General features: G+C 62.2%; 12 protein-coding genes and 1 tRNA gene. 6 read left to right on the forward strand and 7 right to left on the reverse strand.

Annotated elements, in window-relative coordinates; all coding sequences use genetic code 11:
* The first annotated feature begins 74 nt into the window (after positions 1-74).
* From LB554_RS18240 to LB554_RS18255, 4 genes are all read left to right on the forward strand, one after another.
* Entirely contained in the window at positions 75-782 is a 708-nt protein-coding gene (locus LB554_RS18240; RefSeq protein ID WP_224586053.1) for an ABC transporter permease, read from the forward strand.
* Positions 782-1,504: an ABC transporter permease gene (locus LB554_RS18245; protein ID WP_224586054.1), complete on the forward strand. Its 723-nt coding sequence runs from the start codon at positions 782-784 to the stop codon at positions 1,502-1,504. Before LB554_RS18240 ends, LB554_RS18245 begins: the two co-directional genes overlap by 1 nt.
* Complete coding sequence (locus LB554_RS18250) at positions 1,501-2,283, forward strand: ABC transporter ATP-binding protein (RefSeq protein ID WP_224586059.1); 783 nt, start codon at positions 1,501-1,503, stop codon at positions 2,281-2,283. The genes LB554_RS18245 and LB554_RS18250 overlap by 4 nt, the downstream gene beginning before the upstream one ends.
* A gap of 62 nt (positions 2,284-2,345) precedes the next feature.
* Positions 2,346-3,521: an NAD(P)/FAD-dependent oxidoreductase gene (locus tag LB554_RS18255; protein WP_224586061.1), complete on the forward strand. Its 1,176-nt coding sequence runs from the start codon at positions 2,346-2,348 to the stop codon at positions 3,519-3,521.
* 749 nt (positions 3,522-4,270) lie between these two features.
* Here the strand turns inward: LB554_RS18255 and LB554_RS18260 are convergent.
* The 3 genes from LB554_RS18260 to LB554_RS18270 all read right to left on the reverse strand — a co-directional run bounded on the left by LB554_RS18260 (position 4,271) and on the right by LB554_RS18270 (position 6,648).
* Positions 4,271-5,632 carry a DUF6538 domain-containing protein gene (locus tag LB554_RS18260; protein WP_224586063.1) on the reverse strand — a complete coding sequence of 454 codons (1,362 nt, stop codon included), beginning with the start codon at positions 5,630-5,632 and terminating at the stop codon, positions 4,271-4,273.
* 129 nt (positions 5,633-5,761) lie between these two features.
* Positions 5,762-5,838: transfer RNA gene (locus tag LB554_RS18265), tRNA-His, on the reverse strand.
* 351 nt (positions 5,839-6,189) lie between these two features.
* Positions 6,190-6,648, reverse strand: a complete 459-nt coding sequence (locus LB554_RS18270) for a phasin (RefSeq protein WP_015316319.1) — start codon at positions 6,646-6,648, stop codon at positions 6,190-6,192.
* A gap of 248 nt (positions 6,649-6,896) precedes the next feature.
* Here LB554_RS18270 and LB554_RS29465 point away from each other — a divergent pair, with 248 nt between their 5' ends.
* Positions 6,897-10,757, forward strand: a complete 3,861-nt coding sequence (locus LB554_RS29465; protein WP_263485863.1) for a PAS domain S-box protein — start codon at positions 6,897-6,899, stop codon at positions 10,755-10,757.
* 246 nt (positions 10,758-11,003) lie between these two features.
* On the opposite strand, the gene LB554_RS18290 is transcribed toward LB554_RS29465, so the two are convergent.
* A complete protein-coding gene (locus tag LB554_RS18290; protein WP_224586066.1) occupies positions 11,004-12,962 on the reverse strand; it encodes an acetoacetate--CoA ligase in 1,959 nt (652 codons plus the stop codon).
* A gap of 204 nt (positions 12,963-13,166) precedes the next feature.
* On the opposite strand from LB554_RS18290, the gene LB554_RS18295 reads away from it, so the two are divergent.
* Entirely contained in the window at positions 13,167-15,020 is a 1,854-nt protein-coding gene (locus tag LB554_RS18295) for an AsmA-like C-terminal region-containing protein (protein WP_140614648.1), read from the forward strand.
* A 25-nt stretch (positions 15,021-15,045) separates the two neighbouring features.
* On the opposite strand, the gene LB554_RS18300 is transcribed toward LB554_RS18295, so the two are convergent.
* Genes LB554_RS18300 through LB554_RS18310 form a run of 3 tightly spaced genes read right to left on the reverse strand, consistent with a single transcriptional unit; the run spans position 15,046 to position 17,981 of the window.
* Positions 15,046-15,864, reverse strand: coding sequence for an ABC transporter permease (locus tag LB554_RS18300; protein ID WP_015316315.1), 819 nt, complete (start codon positions 15,862-15,864; stop codon positions 15,046-15,048).
* Positions 15,861-16,829: an ABC transporter permease subunit gene (locus LB554_RS18305; RefSeq protein ID WP_224586068.1), complete on the reverse strand. Its 969-nt coding sequence runs from the start codon at positions 16,827-16,829 to the stop codon at positions 15,861-15,863. The genes LB554_RS18300 and LB554_RS18305 overlap by 4 nt, the downstream gene beginning before the upstream one ends.
* Positions 16,830-16,838: 9 nt before the next feature.
* Positions 16,839-17,981 (reverse strand): ABC transporter ATP-binding protein, encoded by a 1,143-nt coding sequence (locus LB554_RS18310; RefSeq protein ID WP_015316313.1) that lies wholly within the window; start codon positions 17,979-17,981, stop codon positions 16,839-16,841.
* Positions 17,982-18,043: the final 62 nt, after the last annotated feature.

An 18,043-nucleotide genomic window follows, 5' to 3' on the forward strand; every position in this document is an offset into this window, starting at 1 on the left:
CGCGACGCGACCCACCGCCTGGGTCGCTCACTTCATACCTCCCATGCAGCTCGTTTTAGGGATGTCGGCCCGCAATGACAGATTTCGTTCTGGGATTTGGTGCGGCCGGCTGGGGACCGGCACTGCTTCAAGCAGCCATGATGACGCTTGCCGTGGCATTGACCGGCTACGCCTTCGGCCTGCTAGTTGGCAGTTTGGGCGCGTGGGTGAAGATCAACGGCGGCATTCTCCCACGCTTGATTGCCGATGCCTATACCACGGTACTTCGCGGCATACCCGATATCCTCGTCATCTATCTCTTCTACTTCGGTTCGAGCGCGGTTCTGACACCGTTGGCTGGCCTGTTCGGCGTTTCGGGTTTCATCAGCCTGCCGGGCTTCATGGCCGGTGCGCTGGCGATCGGGCTGGTGTCGGGCGCCTATCAGGCCGAAGTGATGCGCGGTGCCTATCGCGCGGTCTCGCGGGGAGAAATCGAAGCGGCGATCGCCGCCGGCATGTCCCGCTTGACGCTGTTTCGCCGCATCATCGCGCCGCTGGTCCTTCGGCATGCCCTGCCGGGTCTCGGCAATGTCTGGCAATTGGTGCTCAAGGAATCCGCCTTGGTCTCGGTCACCGGGCTCGTGGAAATCCTGCGACAAGCGCAGATCGGTGCGGGATCGACCGGCCAGCCATTCACATTCTTCTTCGCTGCCGCCGTCCTGTATCTGGCCATCTCATCATTCTCGACATGGCTTCTGCGGCGGACTGAGACGCGGCTGACGCTTGGCATGAGGCAGGCCTGATGGATTTTCCGTTCCTGTACCAGACGCTGCTGAAGCTTCTGACTGGTGTGCCGCTGACATTGCAGCTTGCGGTATCCTCAGTGGGGCTGGGTGCCGTTCTGGCCGTCATGCTCGCTTTGGCGCGGCTGTCCGGCTTGCGGCTCCTGGCCGCGCCCGCATCCTTCTACGTCTTTATCTTCCGCTCCACGCCGCTGCTGGTGCAGATCTTCCTGATCTATCATGGCCTTGGCCAGTTCCATGCCGTGCGGACAAGTTTTCTCTGGCCTCTGCTGCGCGAACCCTACTGGTGCGCGCTCATCGCCTTGACCTTGAACACCGCTGCCTATGCCTGCGAAATCGTTCGCGGGGCACTGCTGTCGGTTCCATCAGGCCAGATCGAGGCCGCGCGGGCCTGCGGCATGTCTGACTTCACGCTCCACCGTCGCATCGTCTTCCCGCTTGCCTTGCGCCATGCCTTGCCGGGATACGGCAACGAATTCATCCTGATGATAAAATCGACGGCGCTGGCCTCTATCATCACCCTGATGGAGGTGACGGGCCTCGCGGCACAGCTCATTTCCGAATCCTTCCGCGCCATCGAAATCCTGATCGTGGCGGCGGCGATCTATCTCTTCATCAATTTTGTCGTCACGCGGCTCGTCCAGTGGGCCGAATACGCGCTGAGCGCCGATCTCAGGCCAGCTCCTGTGGTTGCCGCACCCAGGCAAGGAGGAACCTTATGACCGACCCGCTCAAGCCGGCCGTGCGCCTGACGGAACTGCGTAAGAGTTTTGGTTCATTCGAGGTGCTGAAAGGCATCTCGCTCGAGGCGATGGAAGGCGATGTCGTCTCCATCCTCGGCTCCTCCGGGTCCGGCAAGTCAACGATGCTGCGCTGTATCAACATGCTCGAAACACCCGATAGCGGGCAGATCGAAGTCGGCCGCGAGACTATCCGGCTGACCCAGCAGCGTGGTAGGACGCGGCCGGCCGACGGGCGCCAGCTTCAGCGCATGCGCGCCAGCATCGGCATGGTGTTTCAAAGCTTTAATCTCTGGTCTCATATGACGATCCTGGAAAACCTGATCGAGGCCCCGATCCATGCTCAGAAGCGTCCCCGCGCCGATTGTGTAGAGGAAGCTGAATTGCTTCTGGAAAAGGTCGGCATTGCCGAGAAGCGCAATCATTATCCCGCCCATCTGTCCGGCGGCCAGCAGCAGCGTGCGGCGATCGCCCGTGCGCTGGCCCAGCATCCGAAGGTCATGCTTTTCGACGAGCCGACCTCCGCGCTCGACCCGGAGCTTGTCGGCGAGGTGCTGCGTGTCATGCGTGCGCTCGCCGAGGAGGGCAGGACGATGCTCGTCGTTACCCATGAAATGGCTTTCGCCAGGGATGTCTCCAGCAAGGTCGTCTTCCTGAACAAAGGCATGGTCGAGGCGGAGGGCTCACCCCATGACATGTTCACCGCCGGCGGGTCAGACGGCTTCCGGCAATTCCTGTCCGGCGGCAGTGGCTTGAAATGAGCCGACCACCTCCCACACGCATGCGATAGTCACGACAACATATCCTAGAAGGACCCGATACAATGACCACACAGGCCACCGCGGCTGAAATCGTGATCGTCGGAGGCGGCATCTACGGCACGAGCCTCGCCTACGAACTGGCGCGTGCCGGCAAGACGGTTACGCTGCTTGAAGCCGACGACATCGCGGCCGGCGCATCGGGCGGCTCCGGGGAACGGGGCGTGCGTGCAAACAGCCGCGATTTGCGGGAACTGCCGATGGCGACTGTCGGCTTTCCGCTCTGGGCACAGTATCAGCGGCAATTCGAGGGCGGCGTCGGCTACCGCCGGACCGGCGGGCTTCATCTCTTCAACATCCCGCATGGCGCACACGAGCATGAAGTGCGCGGCAGCATGGAAGCGATGGCCATGGTGCAGAACGCGCTCGGCGTTCCTTCACAGCTTCTGGACCGAGCTGAAACTCTGGAGCGCGAGCCCGAGTTGTCCGGCGATCTCATTGGCTCGGTCTATTGCCCGGATGACGGGGTATGCGACCACACCTTCGCCACGCAGGCCTTCGCAAGGCAGGCGCACAAGGCGGGAGCGACCCTGCGAACCCGCGCGCACGTCGCTGAAATCCTTCACATCAATGGAAGAGCAACCGGAGTGAGGTTGGCGAGCGAGGAAGTCGTGCCCGTTGGTGAAAAGCTAGTCCTTCTGGCCAACAAGGGCGTTCTGCAATTGCTGAGACCGGTTCTCCAGTCACACGAAATTATGCCTATCACCACACAGATGCCGCAAATGATGTTCGTCACCAACCCGAACGGCAAGAAGATCAATCATCTTCTGGGTCATGCACATCGCAAACTATCCGTGAAACAGATCCCAGATGGGACCGTGATGCTTTCAGGCGGTCAAAGCGTTGCCCACACGCCTGACGGGCGTTGGAAAGGATCGCTGAGCTCGATAGGGCTCGGCTTGGCCGACGCTATCGCGACCCTGCCCTTCATCGACGAGTCGTCCTTCCTGAAGGTCGATGCCTCCCGCGTCGAAACTTGTGCGGTCGACGGCATCCCGATAGTCGACACGCCCGCAGCCTTGAAAAACACAATCTATGGATTTGCCTGGACCGGCCACGGCTTCGCAATCGCCTTGGGCTTAGCAAAATATCTTGCGGAATGGATCCTCAGCGGGGACAAGCCGGATGCCCTCGAAATTTTCTGCCGAAAGCGGTTTCACGGGTCGTTTTCCAGCCCCTAATCAGCTTCGCATAAGTGGTTGCGCCGGCTGGCAACAGTTATGCGGCCGGCGGCGTGGTTCCGAAAGGAACCGCCATTTTAGTCCCTTCTTCGTATCGGAGGAGCAGTTCGTGCTGCCTGCAAAAAGTTTCCAGCGTGCTGCCACGGTTGGAACAGTTCGGTAACGGCGTCGAGGAAAAACAATCACTTAGCCTTGAAGACGCGATACGCAGCGCCTCGGCGTCCTAATTTGCTCGATTGTGTGCCTTCCAAACGCAAAAACCGCCCCGGTTAGACCGGGACGGTTATTGATTTATGATAGAATTGGTTGCGGGGATAGGATTTGAACCTGCTGGCCGCGTGCGAAGTCGCTTCAACAGACGAACTCAGTTGCAGCGCTGTATTGGCGGTAGCGCTCTGAGGCTACCCTCTCTTAGCCGGTATGGTCAGCGATTTGTCCGAAATGTACGCCGCAGCCGCCGGTCGCCGCCGACCAGAGACACATCCTTCCCGTACTGCAAAAAGTCCGCTTACTCAGACGATATGCTTTGTGCGTGGAGGACCAGAAAGGATGATCCGTGAAGCGGCGCTCGCCAACAGCGCGGCCGATCACGGTTGAGCGGATTGAGCGCGCGCTCGATCGCGTTGCCGAGATCATCGTCGCGCGAGGTGAGCAGGGTGAGGCATGGCTCCCGTTATACGATTATCTCGAACGCGCACAGCAGGACTACCAGGCGAAGCAGGATCGGCTTGCGGTGGTGCGACAGCGCGCTAAACGATCGCGGGATCAAAGGGCAGAACGATCTTCATGAGTTCTTCCTGCCACATCTTCATCTCACCGCCCTCGCCATATTTTGGCCGGTCAATTGTATGGCCCATCAGCATGCGACGCAGTTCCTCGTCCAGCCTAGCATTCTTCATACGGTCTTCGAAGGAGTGCCGCAGCGAATACACCGTGTGCTTGTCGGTCGGGAACAATCCGTGGGTCTCGAAGTGCTTGTTGAGCAGCGCTGATAAGGACGCCTCACGATCCTTGTACCGCGGAAAGCCCTTCGGATGCTTCTTGAACACCTCGAGAGCGACACCGATCAGAGGCACCTTGCGCACCGATGAAGCGGTCTTGATCTCGCGCGGATCATCAGGGTCGTCACGTGGCTCGATCGAAATGTGGGGCACTTCATGATCAAGATGGATGACACCGGCGTGGAGGTTGGCGAGTTCGCTTGGCCTGGCACCCGTTTCCGCGAAGGCAAGCACGATGCCGCGTGCCTCGTCATTGAGCGTCGCCAGCGCGCCAGGTGCAAATATCTTGTCGCGAATCCAGTCGGTTGGAAATGGAGGCCGAGAGCGCTTCGACTTGTCGCTGAATGACAGGTCGGCGAAGGGGTTCTTCTGCTCGGGAAGCCCAATATGCCGATAGTAATCGGCGTAAAGGCTCCGGAGATTACCCATATTTCGGTTGCCGGTCGACGCCGAGCGGTCGGCCCTCCCCTTCTCAGGCGCAATTCTGTCCAGCCAATATTTGTGGACCGTCCGCGCGTTGTCGCGGGTGATCTCGCCCATTCGCTTGTCGCCTACCAAGGCTATGAAGACGTCGACGCTCATTTGGCGTTTTGCCTTCCACCGCTTTTTCTGATCTGGGCTTTTGCTGCGGATTTCGTCGCGAGCAATGTCGGTAAAATAGAGTTGCAGCGCCTTTGATATCTTATCGTCAGGTGGGGCTACCGCACCGCTGACCGCGTCGATCAGTGGTGAGCTGTGAGGTTTTCCAATCGTGGCTTCGACGCGCTGCAAGATTGTGTCGAGCGGCTCGGCAATAAGGATGTCCGCGAGCGGCCGGTAAACGAACCCCAAGGCTTCCGCGCGTTTGATCGCTCGCTGGTATCGAATGCGTGCGGCTTGAGGATTGTCTCCCACCATAAGGGAGGACCAAAGCGCGTTGTCGGCAGCCTCATGAAGATCGCGGGCAGTTCGGGCCTTCGACCGGTCAATCGTGTCCAAGGCGCGACGAACGAATTCACCACGCTCATCGAGATCCCGGAGTTCCTTTGGGACGCGGCGGTAGTAGTGAAAATGGCTGCCTCGCACCCTAAGGAAGCGGTCAGGGTCTTGCTCTTCGCGGCGTCTTCCCATGTCTTAGCGTACCATTTGTAGCACAATAGGTAGCACAATAGGTAGCACAAAAGCTCAAAACGGGGCAATACCCTCGGCAGAATGCGACATTTTATGCAGTAGGATCAATAGCTTGGTGGAGAATGCTAGTGGTACCGTTGGCTGGGATCGAACCAGCGACCTCCGGATCCACAATCCGGCGCTCTAACCATCTGAGCTACAACGGCACGTCTTAACGTTAGTAGCAGGATCGGGGTGGAAGGTTCACTCTCCGCGATCCGCACTTTCGTTCGGCGATGCGTCCTTACGGGCTTATGAATTCTAATTCAAGGCTTTTGCAAAGCAAAGGCCACTTCCCTACAGCGGCGCCCCTTTCGCCGGGCAAAGAAAAAGGCCGGCGGGAGGAGGTGCCGGCCTTTTCCTGTTACGAGCCAGCGGGAGGAGGTGCTGGCTGGTCACCCCGAAGAGCAGAGGGAGGAGGTTCCACTCGCCGGGTATTCGCTCGGTCGCCACTGTCTCACATCTATTTGTCCGACAAAATGCGACCTTTTGTTGCATCCGCGGACGATGCGTACTTGTTAGGCGGCCTTGATTTCCTTGATCGCCTTCTCGAAGGCGGTCTTGATCGGCTTCGAGACGTCCTCGGCCGCCTTGGAGGCAACGGCCTGGAAGTCCTTGGCTTGCTCGACGGTCAGTTCGACGCGCTTACGCAGGAACGCGGTCTGCAACTCGATGACTTCCGACAGCGACTTCGCGCCGATCAGGGCTTCGAGATGCGAGAAGCCGGCCTCGGCGTTGGCGCGCAGCGCGGTGATGGTCTTGAGCGACAGGTCGCTGGAAACAGCCTTGGCGGTTTCGTAGGTCGACTCCAGGGCCTTCTGGGTTTCCTCGGCACCGGTCTTGAGCTTGGCGTAGGCCTCCTTCGACTGCTCAACGCCCTTTTCGGCGAAAGCGCGCATCTGGTCGGTGGCCTTGGAAGCGTCGAAGCTCGGGAATTCAACGTTTTCGATCGTCTCGGCGGTCTTGGTCCTGGACATTTTCCATCCTTTTCAGCGGCAGCGGCTTTGACAGAAAGCCGTCTCGTTCATGTATGATGGCAATATAAAGGCAAATCTTGTGCATTGCAATATCTTTGTTGCAGTGCACAAAAAAATGTTTTCGACCGTTAACCAAACGGCCAAAATTCAGCCTTTGCACGTTCTGGCTTGTGGACCTTCGTGGCTGCGGCTTTTATTAACAAAGCGTTAACTGCAAATTCGCCGCTCCGTGAGGGTTCGCCAAGCGCATGCCGTCCGAATATTCCTTCCTCGACGTCGCCGTGCTTGACGCGGTCCGCCAGCGGTTTGCCGCCGGCGACGCAATCGCGATCCTGTCGGTGGACCTCGAGCAGGTGATCTGGGCCAACGGGCCGGGCGCCGCCATGTTCGGCTATCCCGACATCGAAGCGATCATTGGGGCCTCGGCGCGGCTGCCGCTGGTCGCACGCCGCCAGATCATGGCGACCAGCGGTTTTCCCCAGATCGGCGTCGATCGATCGATTACCGTGCGCCTGGCGACCGGCATGACCAGTCGCGCCGTCGGCTTTCTTGCCAGTGCCGTGACGCTACCCGACGGCGAGAATGCCATCATGCTGGCGGTGCCGGCCGCGCAGACCGGCTCGCGCAGTGCCGCCGAGATCGCCGGCCGGGCAATCAGCGGCTTTACCGAAGACGGCCATTTCATCGCCTTCATCGATGCCAAGGGCAATGTCGAGGCCGCCTCGGAGGGATTTTCGGCGCTTGGCATCCAGCCCGCGACACTGGCGGCCCTGGTGGCAGACGTCGCGGCCGAGGGCGAGCGCATCGTCAAGCGCCTCGTTCCGGGCGGCAGGAACTCCTACCCCGCCGGCCTCGCCCGGCTGACGCCGGAGCGGCATCTGCTGGTGGTGATCGACGAGGACCAACTCGAGGACAGCGCGGCTCCGGCAGACGGTTCGCCCGCGACCACGGAAAGCCCTGCCGAGGAGATCGGCGTTCGGATGGCGGGAACCGCCGCGACAGAGGCGGGCGAGCGGTTGCCCGCCGCTGCCACGGCCGAGCGCGAACACGTCCCTTCCGGGCCCGTGGCTGGCGATATGCCGGAGCCGACAGCGCAGGAAATCAAGGAGCCGGCCGGGCCGACACCCGTTGCCGCCGACAATGATCAGCCGGCGGCCGGCACGCCGGGGCAGCACGATCATTGGTATTTCAATGCCGGAGAAGACGACGCGCCAGCCGCGCCGGAACCGAAACGCGTGGCAGAGGCGGTCGGCACCGAAGCTGCGGTGCACAGCGTAAAGCAGGACGAGGCCACCTCGCCCGTAGCCCCGACCGCGACCATGGCCACCCGGACCATAGACCGCTCGGCCGCACCGCTGCGTTTTGTCTGGCGGACCGACGCCGAGGGCAAGTTCAGCGCCCTGTCGCCGGAATTCGCCGATATCGTCGGCCGTCCGGCGGCCGACGTGATCGGCCGGCGCTTCCGGGATGTGGCGGCGGCTTTCGGCCTTGATGCATCCGGCGAGATCGCCGGCCTGCTGGAGCGGCGCGACACCTGGTCCGGCCGCTCGGTGCTGTGGCCGGTCGTCGGTAGCGACCTGAAGATCCCTGTCGACCTGGCGGCATTGCCTGTCTATGGCCGCGGCCGCGCCTTCGAAGGCTTCCGCGGCTTCGGCGTCGCGCGAAGCGGGGATGCGGTCGTCGATCCGGAAGCGATCGGCATGGCATTGGTGCCCAATGGCGAAATGCCGGCCGCACCCAAGCCGGAAGCCGTAGAGACAGTGCCGGAAGATCCAAAGGCCGAAGAACCAAAGGCATCGGATCCGTTCAAGGGCGAAGTGCCGGCGCTGACCATCGTCCCGAAACCTGAGCGGCGCTTTGCCGACAAGGTCATCCGGTTGGCCGAACACCGGCAGCCGGCCAACGACAAGGGACTGTCCTCGCTGGAACGCAGCGCATTCCGCGAGATCGGCGAGCGGCTGAAAAAAGACAGTTCCACGGCAGAGCCGCTGGCGGCAGCCGAGCCGGCAAGGCAGGCGGAACAAGGTGCCGGAATAGGGTCTTTGCCCGGGCCGCACGACGCGGCCAAGGCGGAGGCCGATGCGGAGCCGCGGGCGGATATCGCCGACCCGAATGCCGGACCAGCAGGCTCGAGCCAGGAACCGGCGAGCGGCCCGGCGCATGAGATGGCAGCGCCCGATACGGAAGACGAGCCGGATGCGGGCGAATTTTCCCCAAGCGATGCCGAGGATCAGAGGGATCTGGCGCGGCTCGACGGTGCGCAACCGGACCAGGCCGAACAACAGGCGCCGGCCTCCAAATCCCCGCCGACCGAGGCCTCGGGCTCCCTGCTCGACTATGCCGCCGACCACAGCGACAAAGAGGCAGCGACGGCCGAGGATGGCGAGGCACCGGCTGATGACGACAGTATGACGTCAGACGATTTTCGCGACGCCGAGGATGACGAGGATTGGGCCGGCGACGAAGCAACTGCATCCGGCGATCAAGCGATTGCGGCAACCGGCGGCACGCATCATGCCGCCGAGACGTCCATCCAGCCGCCGCGCCTGCACGTACCGCCGCTCAAGACCGAAGGGTTCATGCCGTCGGCTTTTTCCGTCGGCACAGAAAACAAGACGCCCGATACATCGCTGCTCGGCAAGCTGCCGGTGCCGCTGATCATCCATTCAGGCGACCAGTTGCACTATGCCAACGAGGAATTCCTCGACCTGACCAGGTACGCGACGCTGGAGGACCTCGAGGATGCGGGCGGCCTCGGCGCTTTGTTTGCCGATCCCTATGCCGATGACGGCGCCTCCGACGGCAGCGACCGGGCGCTGCGGCTGAAGACGCGCGACGGGCAGGAATTCCCGATCGACGCCATCCTGCGCTCCGTGCCCTGGCGCGACGGCAAGGCCCTGATGCTGGTCGTTCGCCGTTCCGGCGAGGATGATGCCCCCGCGGCGGCGCATGCGATCGGCGAGGAGCCGACGCAGCCCGACATTTCCGAGCTGAAGGCACGCATCGCCGAGATGCGCACCATCATCGACACCGCCACCGACGGGGTCGTGCTGATCGGCAGCGACGGCACCATCCGTTCGATCAGCCGCCCGGCCGAGGCGCTGTTCGGTTTCGAAAGCGACGAGGTGACCGGCAAGCCGTTCGCCTCGCTGTTTGCCATCGAGAGCCAGCGCGCGGCGCGCGACTATCTCACCGGCCTGTCGGAGCCTGGTGTGGCGAGCGTCTTGAATGACGGCCGCGAGGTGATCGGCCGCGAAGCACAGGGACGCTTCATCCCGCTGTTCATGACCATCGGCCGGTTGCCCAACGACAGCGGTTTCTGTGCCGTGGTGCGCGACATCACGCAGTGGAAGCGGGCCGAAGAGGATCTCACCCAGGCGCGCGCGGTGGCCGAACGCGCCTCCTCGCAGAAGACAGATTTCCTCGCCCGCATCAGCCATGAGATCCGCACGCCGCTCAACGCCATCATCGGCTTTTCCGAACTGATGGTCGACGAGAAGTTCGGGCCGGTGGCCAATGACCGCTACCGCGATTATCTGCGCGACATCAACCGCTCGGGCAACCACGTGCTCGACCTGGTCAACGACCTCCTGGATATCTCGAAGATCGAGGCCGGCCAGCAGGAAATGGCTTATGAGGCGGTGTCGCTCAACGATACGCTGGCCGAAACCGTGGCGATGATGCAGCCCCAGGCCAACCGCGAACGCGTCATCATCCGTTCCAGCTTCGCCTCGCGGCTGCCGGAAGTGGTGGCCGACCTGCGCAGCGTGCGCCAGATCGCGCTCAACATCCTGTCCAACGCCGTGCGCTATACCCAGGCTGGCGGCCAGGTGATCGTCTCGACCGCCTACGAGACCTCGGGCGACGTCGTCATGCGGGTGCGCGACACCGGCATCGGCATGAGCCAGGCCGAGATCGAGCAGGCGCTGAAGCCGTTCAAGCAGATCAACGCGCTGAAGCGCGGGCGCGGCGACGGCACCGGCCTTGGCCTGCCGCTGACCAAGGCGATGGTGGAAGCCAACCGCGCCCGCTTCACCATCAATTCGACGCCCGGCGAAGGCACGCTGGTCGAGGTTGCGTTCCCCTCGACCCGGGTGCTCGCGGAATAGCAAGCCAAGAAAAAAAGGCGCCCGATAAGGACGCCTTAGGAAATTGGATTGCTGTCACAACGGGGCTTGAGCTGAATTCAGATCCTCGGGGCTGAGGAACGGGATTTCTCCCTCAAGTTACGTGCGACTATCGACGCCGGGCCTTAACAAGTCCTTACCGGGTCGCCAAAAAATTTACGAATGTGTACCACTCGTGAAATCTAGGTAAATTCGTGCGACATATTTCGTTAACCATGCCGGTCGCGTTCACTGCGCGAGCTGCGGCAAGTCGCGGAACAGTTCCAGCGCTTCCGGGTTGGCCAGCGCTTCCTTGTTCTTGATGGCGCGGCCGTGGACCACGTCGCGCACCGCAAGCTCGGTGATCTTGCCCGACTTGGTGCGGGGGATGTCGGAGACGGCGACGATCCTGGCCGGAACATGGCGCGGGCTGGCGCCGCCGCGGATCTTGGCCCGGATGCGCTTTTCGAGATCGTCGTCGAGCTTGACGCCGGCGGCAAGCCGCACGAACAGCACGACGCGCACATCATTGTCGAAATCCTGGCCGATGCACAGCGCCTCCAGGATTTCCGGCATCTGCTCGACCTGGTTGTAGATCTCGGCCGTGCCGATGCGCACACCGCCGGGGTTGAGCGTCGCGTCGGAGCGGCCATGGATGACCATGCCGCCATGATCGGTCCATTCGGCGAAATCGCCATGGCACCAGACATTGTCGAAACGCTCGAAATAGGCCGCCTGGTATTTCCTGCCGTCGGGATCGTTCCAGAAGCCGATCGGCATGGACGGGAAAGCCCTGGTGCACACCAGCTCCCCCTTCTCCTGCCGGACCGGCTTGCCGTCATCGTCCCAGACGTCGACGGCGAGGCCGAGGCCCGGCCCCTGGATCTCGCCGGTCCAGACTGGCTGGGTCGGCACGCCGAGCACGAAGCACGAGACGATATCGGTGCCGCCGGACACCGAGGCAAGGTGCACGTCCTTCTTGATGCCATCATAGACGAAGCGGAAATCTTCGGGCGAAAGCGGTGATCCGGTGGAGGATATGGCGCGTATCGTCGACAGATCATGGCTGCGGATCGGCTTGAGGCCGGCCTTGCGCACGGAATCGATGAACTTGGCCGAGGTGCCGAGAAAGGTCATCTTCTCGGCGTCGGCGAGATCGAACAGCACATTGCCGTCGGGATAGAAGGGAGAACCGTCGTAGAGCAGCAACGTGGCGCCGGAAGCGAGGCCCGAAACCAGCCAGTTCCACATCATCCAGCCGCAGGTGGTGAAATAGAAGAAGCGGTCGCCATCGCCGAGGCCGGCATGCAACCGGTGTTCCTTGACATGCTGAATGAGCGTGCCGCCGGCCGAATGGACGATGCATTTGGGAACGCCGGTGGTACCGGACGAAAACAGGATGTAGAGCGGATGCGAAAACGGCAGCCGCTCGAAGGTGACGGGCCTGACGGCAAAGGGCGACAGGGCCTCTTCCATCGCCACCGCCTTGTCGATGGTATCAGCCACGTCGGCGGAGGTGCCGAGATAGTCGACGAGCAGGACTTTGCGGACGCCGCCGAGCCTGGCCGCGACCGCCTTGACCTTGTCGGCGACCTCGATCGCCTTGCCATTATACCAATAGCCGTCCGGCGCGATGAAGATGACTGGCTCGATCTGGCCGAACCGATCGAGCACGCCCTGCTCGCCGAAATCGGGAGAACAGGATGACCACACCGCCCCGATGGAGGCCGCCGCCAGCATGGCGGCGACGGCTTCGGGCATGTTGGGCATCATCGCCGCTATACGGTCACCCTTCTTCACCTTGAGCGACAGGAAAAGCTGCTGCAGGCGCGAGACCAGGCCATGCAGTTCATTCCACGACAGCCGCCTCTCGACCTTGTCCTCGCCGCGAAAGACGATGGCCTCGCCAGCGCCGGTCTTTTTCAGAAGGTTTTCGGCGAAATTCAAAGACGCGTCCGGAAAGAAAGAGGCGCCGGGCATCTTCTCGCCGTCGAGCAGCAGTCGTTCACCCTTGTCGCCTTCAAGACCGCAGAAATCCCAGACGAGACCCCAGAACGCCTCCCGGTTCTCGACCGACCAGAGGTGGAGGTCGGCATAGGACGAGAATGGACTGCCGGTACTCGCTGCCGCGGCCTTCATGAAAGCGGTCAATGGCGAGGCATCAATCTGGTCTTGCGTCGGGGTCCAGAGCGGTAGTTCGCCAGCCATGATCGATCCTCCCACGGTCGCCATCGCTTATGCATATCGCTGCGCGGCAGAGCAAGATTTTGTTGGGTCGATGCGGTCAGGTGTGCGCAAATGCCATCGCCGGGCCATAAAGACTTGAAATGCGTCGGCCCTAAGTCGTAGTGACGATAGGGGTTATACCCGTCGGACGCTCGTTTTTGTCGGAATGGAAGCATACGGGGCTATATGCCATCATCCTTGATCCGCCGCGGAGTATGGGCGATCGGCGCTGCTGCGATCGTCATCGCTCTGGTGGTCGCGGCCCTGCCGCTGATCGCCTCGACGCGGATCGTGCGTGACCGCATCGCGTGGGAATTGAGCGCCTGGAGTGGCTTCCGGGTTGCCATCGAGGGGTCGCCACGAATCGAGGTCTGGCCGAATTTCCGCGCGATCCTGACCGATGTGACGCTGTCAAAATGGACCGACGGCGATGCGCCGCCGGTCGTCGAAGCCGAACGGGTCGAGGTCGACCTCTCGGCCATGGCGGCATTGCAGGGCGATGTGGTGTTTTCCACGGCACGGCTGGTGCGGCCGACGATCCGGGTCCAGCGCACGGCGGACGGTCTGTTCCTGCCCACGGCGCCGACCGGCGGGCGCATCGCGCGCTCCATCGATGCGGCCCGTGGCCTGGTCAACGCCGACCCCGCCAAGCCCGACCTCGACAAGCTGCCGGCCGACACGTTCGGCACTGTGGAGTTCAGGGACGGCCGCATGGTGGCGTCCGTCAACGGCAAGGATGAAGAGATCCTGAGCAGTCTTAGCGGCCAGGCCAACTGGGCGGCGATGAACAGCAATGCGACACTGTCCGCGACCGGGATCTGGCGTGGCGAAAGCGTGACCGTGGACGCCGCCTCGCCGAGGCCGCTGGTGCTGTTTGCCGGGGGCATGGCGCCGCTGACCCTGTCCTTCAAGGCGGCGCCGGCCACCTTTTCCTTCGACGGCACGGCCAGCATGTCCGAAAACGCCTATTTCGACGGCCAGGTAAAATTCGCGGCTCCTTCGCTGCGCCGCGTACTGGAATGGTCGCAGGCCGGCATCGCGCCGAGCGCCGCGATCGGCTCGGTCAGCATTTCCAGCAAGGTCACGGCATCGGCCGGACGCGTCAAGTTCGAGAACACGGCGCTGGCGCTGGACAACAATCCGGGCATGGGTGCGCTGGACGTGTCGCTTGGCGAGGCACAGCCGGTGATCTCGGGCACACTTGCCTTCGACACGCTCGACCTCAGGTCGTTTCTATCCGCCTTCACGTCGCTGGGACCGGCGAGCAGCGGCGAACCAGGTCAGATCGACACGAGTTTCGCCGACCGGGTCAACCTCGATCTCAGGCTGTCGGCGGCGCATGCGACCGCAGGGAGCATCCAGCTTGCCGATGTCGCGGCCACCGCGCAGGTCAAGGATGGCCTTTCCGTCTTCGACATCTCCGACGCCTCCGCCTTCGGCGGCAACATCCAGACCAGCCTTCGTTTCGACCGCAAGCCCGAGGGCACCCAGGTCGAGATCCGGCTGCTGGCCTCCGATGTCGATGGCGGGGCGTTCGGCACCGCGGCCGGGATGACCCGGCTGGTGCCGGTCGGCACGGGCACCGTCTCGGTCATCCTCAAGGGACCAGGAAGGACCTGGGATTCGGTTTTTGAGAACGCCGACGGCTCTGTCTCGGCGACCTTTGGCCCTGGCGCGCTCAGCAAGTTCAACCTGCCGGCCTTTCTCAAGCATACCGAACAGGGCGGCTTCTTCGCGCTCGACGATGTCTCGGACGGGACGCTGCCCATCGATGGCGCCGAAGTGAAGGCAACCATTTCGCGAGGCGTGGCCAGACTGGACAAGGCCGAGGCCAATTCGGCGAAATACAAGATCTGGCTTTCCGGCATCGCATCCTACGCAGGACGCGGACTGGCGCTGTCGGGCGGTGTCATCCAGCCGGATCAGCCAGCAACGCAGAAGAGCGGCCAGCAGGGGCCCAACCAGTCGTCGTTTTTCGTCGGCGGAACCTGGAGCACGCCGTTCATTTCACCCATCAGCCGCGGCGTTTCGGGCGAATAAGGCCCGGCCCTCAGTTGAAACGCTTCTAACCGCGTTGCGCGGCCCGCTCGTCAAGCTGCCGCTGCACCTCGCGCCGCTTATTGGCGACGGAAGCGATGATGACGCCAACCGTGACGATCGCGATCAGAAGGGTGCAGGCGGCATTGATCTCCGGCGTCACACCGAGGCGGACCTGGCTGTAGATCTTCATCGGCAGCGTGGTGGCGCCAGGGCCCGAAGCAAAGCTGGCGATGACCAGGTCGTCCAGTGACAGCGTGAAGGCCAGCATCCAGCCGGACACGATCGCCGGCAGAATGACTGGCAGGGTGATCTGGAAAAAGGTCTTCACAGGCGGCGCGCCAAGATCCATGGCGGCTTCTTCCAGTGAGCGATCGAAGCTGACAAGCCGCGACTGCACGACAACAGCGACAAAGCACATCGTGAAGGTGATATGCGCGAGGATCACGGTCGTCATGCCGCGATCCATGCCGATGGCGACAAACAGCAGGAGCAGCGACAGGCCGGTAATGACGTCAGGCATGACCAATGGTGCGAAGATCATGCCGGAGAACAGGACCCTGCCCCGGAAGCGTGTGTAGCGGGTCAGCGCCAGGGCCCCCATTGTGCCGAGAACGGTGGCCACGGTCGCTGAAATCAGACCGACGCGGATGGTCACCCACGCGGCGTCCATCAGACCCTGATTGTGGAACAGCGATACGTACCATTTGGTGGAAAAGCCGCCCCAGACGGTGACGAGCTTGGACTCGTTGAAGGAGAAGACGACGAGCAGCACGATCGGCAAATAGAGAAAGGCAAAACCGAGCGTGATCGAGGTGATGTTGAAGCGGCTCCAGGTGGTGTTCATTTGTCCTGCTCCTGCGCGCGGGCCTGGGCATGCTGGAACAACACGATCGGTACGATCAGCAGCAGCAGCAGGATGACGGCAACGGCCGACGACACCGGCCAGTCACGATTGGCGAAAAACTCGTTCCACAGCGTCTTGCCGATCATCAGCGTCTGCGAGCCGCCGAGCAAATCGGGAATGACGAACTCGCCGACGGCCGGGATGAACACCAGCAGGCAGCCGGCTATGACGCCGGGCAGCGACAGCGGAAAAGTGATCTTCCAGAAGGCTGACGTCGGCGGGCAGCCGAGGTCCTTGGCTGCCTCGATCAGCGAATAGTCCATTTTCTCCAGCGACGAATAAAGCGGCAGCACCATGAACGGCAGGTAGGAATAGACGATGCCTATGAAGATGGCCGTGTAGGTGTTGAGGATCACCAGCGGCTGGTTGATGATGTGCAGCGACAAGAGCAGCTGGTTGAGCAGGCCCTCGGGCTTGAGAATGCCGATCCAGGCATAGACGCGGATCAGGAACGACGTCCAGAACGGCAGGATGACCAGCATCAGCAATGTCGGGCGGATTGTCGCCGGAGCGCGCGCCATGCCATAGGCGATGGGATAGCCAACCAGCAGGGTCAGCACCGTCGAGATGGCAGCGATGACCACGCTGGTGAGATAGGCCTTGAAATAGAGTGCGTCCTGCGTCAGCCAGACATAATTGTCGAAGTTGAGGTCGCGAAGGCCGGCGAAGAAACCGGAAACGCCGTCCCTGAAATCGAGCACCGGCGTATAGGGTGGCATGGCGATAGCCGTCTGCGACAACGAGATCTTGAAGACGATGACAAAGGGGACAAGAAAGAAGAACAGCAGCCAGAGATAGGGAACGATGATGACGAGCCGGCTGACGAAGCCGGCACCGAGCCGCGTCAGGAACGGATTGGCGGCGGTCGGTGGCGCGGCGGCATCGGTAACGGCGATGTTGGACATGGCCGTCCCCTACCGTGCCAGCACGACGCCGGCGTCGGGCCGGAAAGACACCCAGGCACGGTCGTTCCAGGTCAGTGGATCCTCGGTCACACGGGCCGCGTTCAAGGCGCTTGCCCGCACGATCTGCCCGTCGTCCAGCCTGACGTGATAGACAGTCATGTCGCCGAGATAGGCGATGTCGTAAACCTCACCTTCCAGCGCGTTGACGGCATCGGCCGGCTTCTTAGACGAGACCCTGATCTTCTCCGGCCTGACGGCGAAGACGATATCCGCATTGGCCTTCGCAGCCGCGCCACCGTTCTCGACGACGATCTGAGCTCCGCTTGGACCTGTAATGCGCGTCGTGTTGGCCGCCTGTTCGGCAACCTTGCCCTCGAACATGTTCACGTTGCCGACGAAATGGGCGACGAAGCGCGAGGTCGGGGCTTCATAGACTTCCGGCGGCGTCGCCACCTGCATCACCTCGCCCTTGTCCATGATGGCGATGCGATCGGCCATCGTCATCGCCTCTTCCTGATCATGGGTGACGACGACGAAGGTGAGACCAAGCTCCTGCTGCAGATCCATCAGTTCGAACTGAGTTTCCTCGCGCAGTTTCTTGTCGAGCGCGCCGAGCGGCTCGTCGAGCAGCAGCACCTTCGGTCGCTTGGCGACCGAGCGGGCAAGCGCGACGCGCTGGCGCTGGCCGCCGGAGAGCTGGTGCGGCTTGCGCTTGGCGAACTGCTCGAGCTTGACCAGCTTCAGCATGTCGGCGACGCGCTTCTCGATATCCGGCTTCGGCATGCCTTCCTGCTTGAGACCGAAGGCGATGTTCTTCTCGACGGTCATATGCGGGAACAGGGCATAGGACTGGAACATCATGTTGACCGGCCGGCGATAGGGCGGAATGCCGCGCAGATCCTGGCCGTCGAGCAGGATGCGCCCGGCCGTCGGCTCCTCGAAGCCGGCAAGCATCCTGAGCAGCGTCGACTTTCCGCAACCCGATGCGCCAAGCAGAGCGAAGAATTCACGCTCGAAAATGGTCAGCGACAGATTGTTGACGGCGGTAAAGTCACCAAACTTCTTGGTGACATTGTCGAACTGGATATATGGCTTGGCGTTCGGGTCGTTCCATGGCGCGAAGTCCCTGCGGATGCTGCCAAGCGATTTCATATCCCCACTCCGTGCTTTTTTATTCCCCAAAAGAAATCGACCCCGGCAGTTGGCTGCCGGGG

Source organism: Mesorhizobium sp. CO1-1-11 (assembly GCF_020164995.1).
In the GTDB taxonomy this organism is placed as follows: Bacteria; Pseudomonadota; Alphaproteobacteria; order Rhizobiales; family Rhizobiaceae; genus Mesorhizobium; species Mesorhizobium australicum.

Excerpts from the sequence above, each read along its gene's own strand:
- LB554_RS18260 (WP_224586063.1), bottom strand. The coding sequence starts at position 5,632 with ATGGGAAGACGCCGCGAAGAGCAAGACCCTGACCGCTTCCTTAGGGTG.
- LB554_RS18300 (WP_015316315.1), bottom strand. The coding sequence starts at position 15,864 with ATGAACACCACCTGGAGCCGCTTCAACATCACCTCGATCACGCTCGGT.
- LB554_RS18240 (WP_224586053.1), top strand. The coding sequence starts at position 75 with ATGACAGATTTCGTTCTGGGATTTGGTGCGGCCGGCTGGGGACCGGCA.
- LB554_RS29465 (WP_263485863.1), top strand. The coding sequence starts at position 6,897 with ATGCCGTCCGAATATTCCTTCCTCGACGTCGCCGTGCTTGACGCGGTC.
- LB554_RS18295 (WP_140614648.1), top strand. The coding sequence starts at position 13,167 with ATGCCATCATCCTTGATCCGCCGCGGAGTATGGGCGATCGGCGCTGCT.
- LB554_RS18305 (WP_224586068.1), bottom strand. The coding sequence starts at position 16,829 with ATGTCCAACATCGCCGTTACCGATGCCGCCGCGCCACCGACCGCCGCC.
- LB554_RS18290 (WP_224586066.1), bottom strand. The coding sequence starts at position 12,962 with ATGGCTGGCGAACTACCGCTCTGGACCCCGACGCAAGACCAGATTGAT.
- LB554_RS18310 (WP_015316313.1), bottom strand. The coding sequence starts at position 17,981 with ATGAAATCGCTTGGCAGCATCCGCAGGGACTTCGCGCCATGGAACGAC.
- LB554_RS18255 (WP_224586061.1), top strand. The coding sequence starts at position 2,346 with ATGACCACACAGGCCACCGCGGCTGAAATCGTGATCGTCGGAGGCGGC.
- LB554_RS18245 (WP_224586054.1), top strand. The coding sequence starts at position 782 with ATGGATTTTCCGTTCCTGTACCAGACGCTGCTGAAGCTTCTGACTGGT.
- LB554_RS18270 (WP_015316319.1), bottom strand. The coding sequence starts at position 6,648 with ATGTCCAGGACCAAGACCGCCGAGACGATCGAAAACGTTGAATTCCCG.
- LB554_RS18250 (WP_224586059.1), top strand. The coding sequence starts at position 1,501 with ATGACCGACCCGCTCAAGCCGGCCGTGCGCCTGACGGAACTGCGTAAG.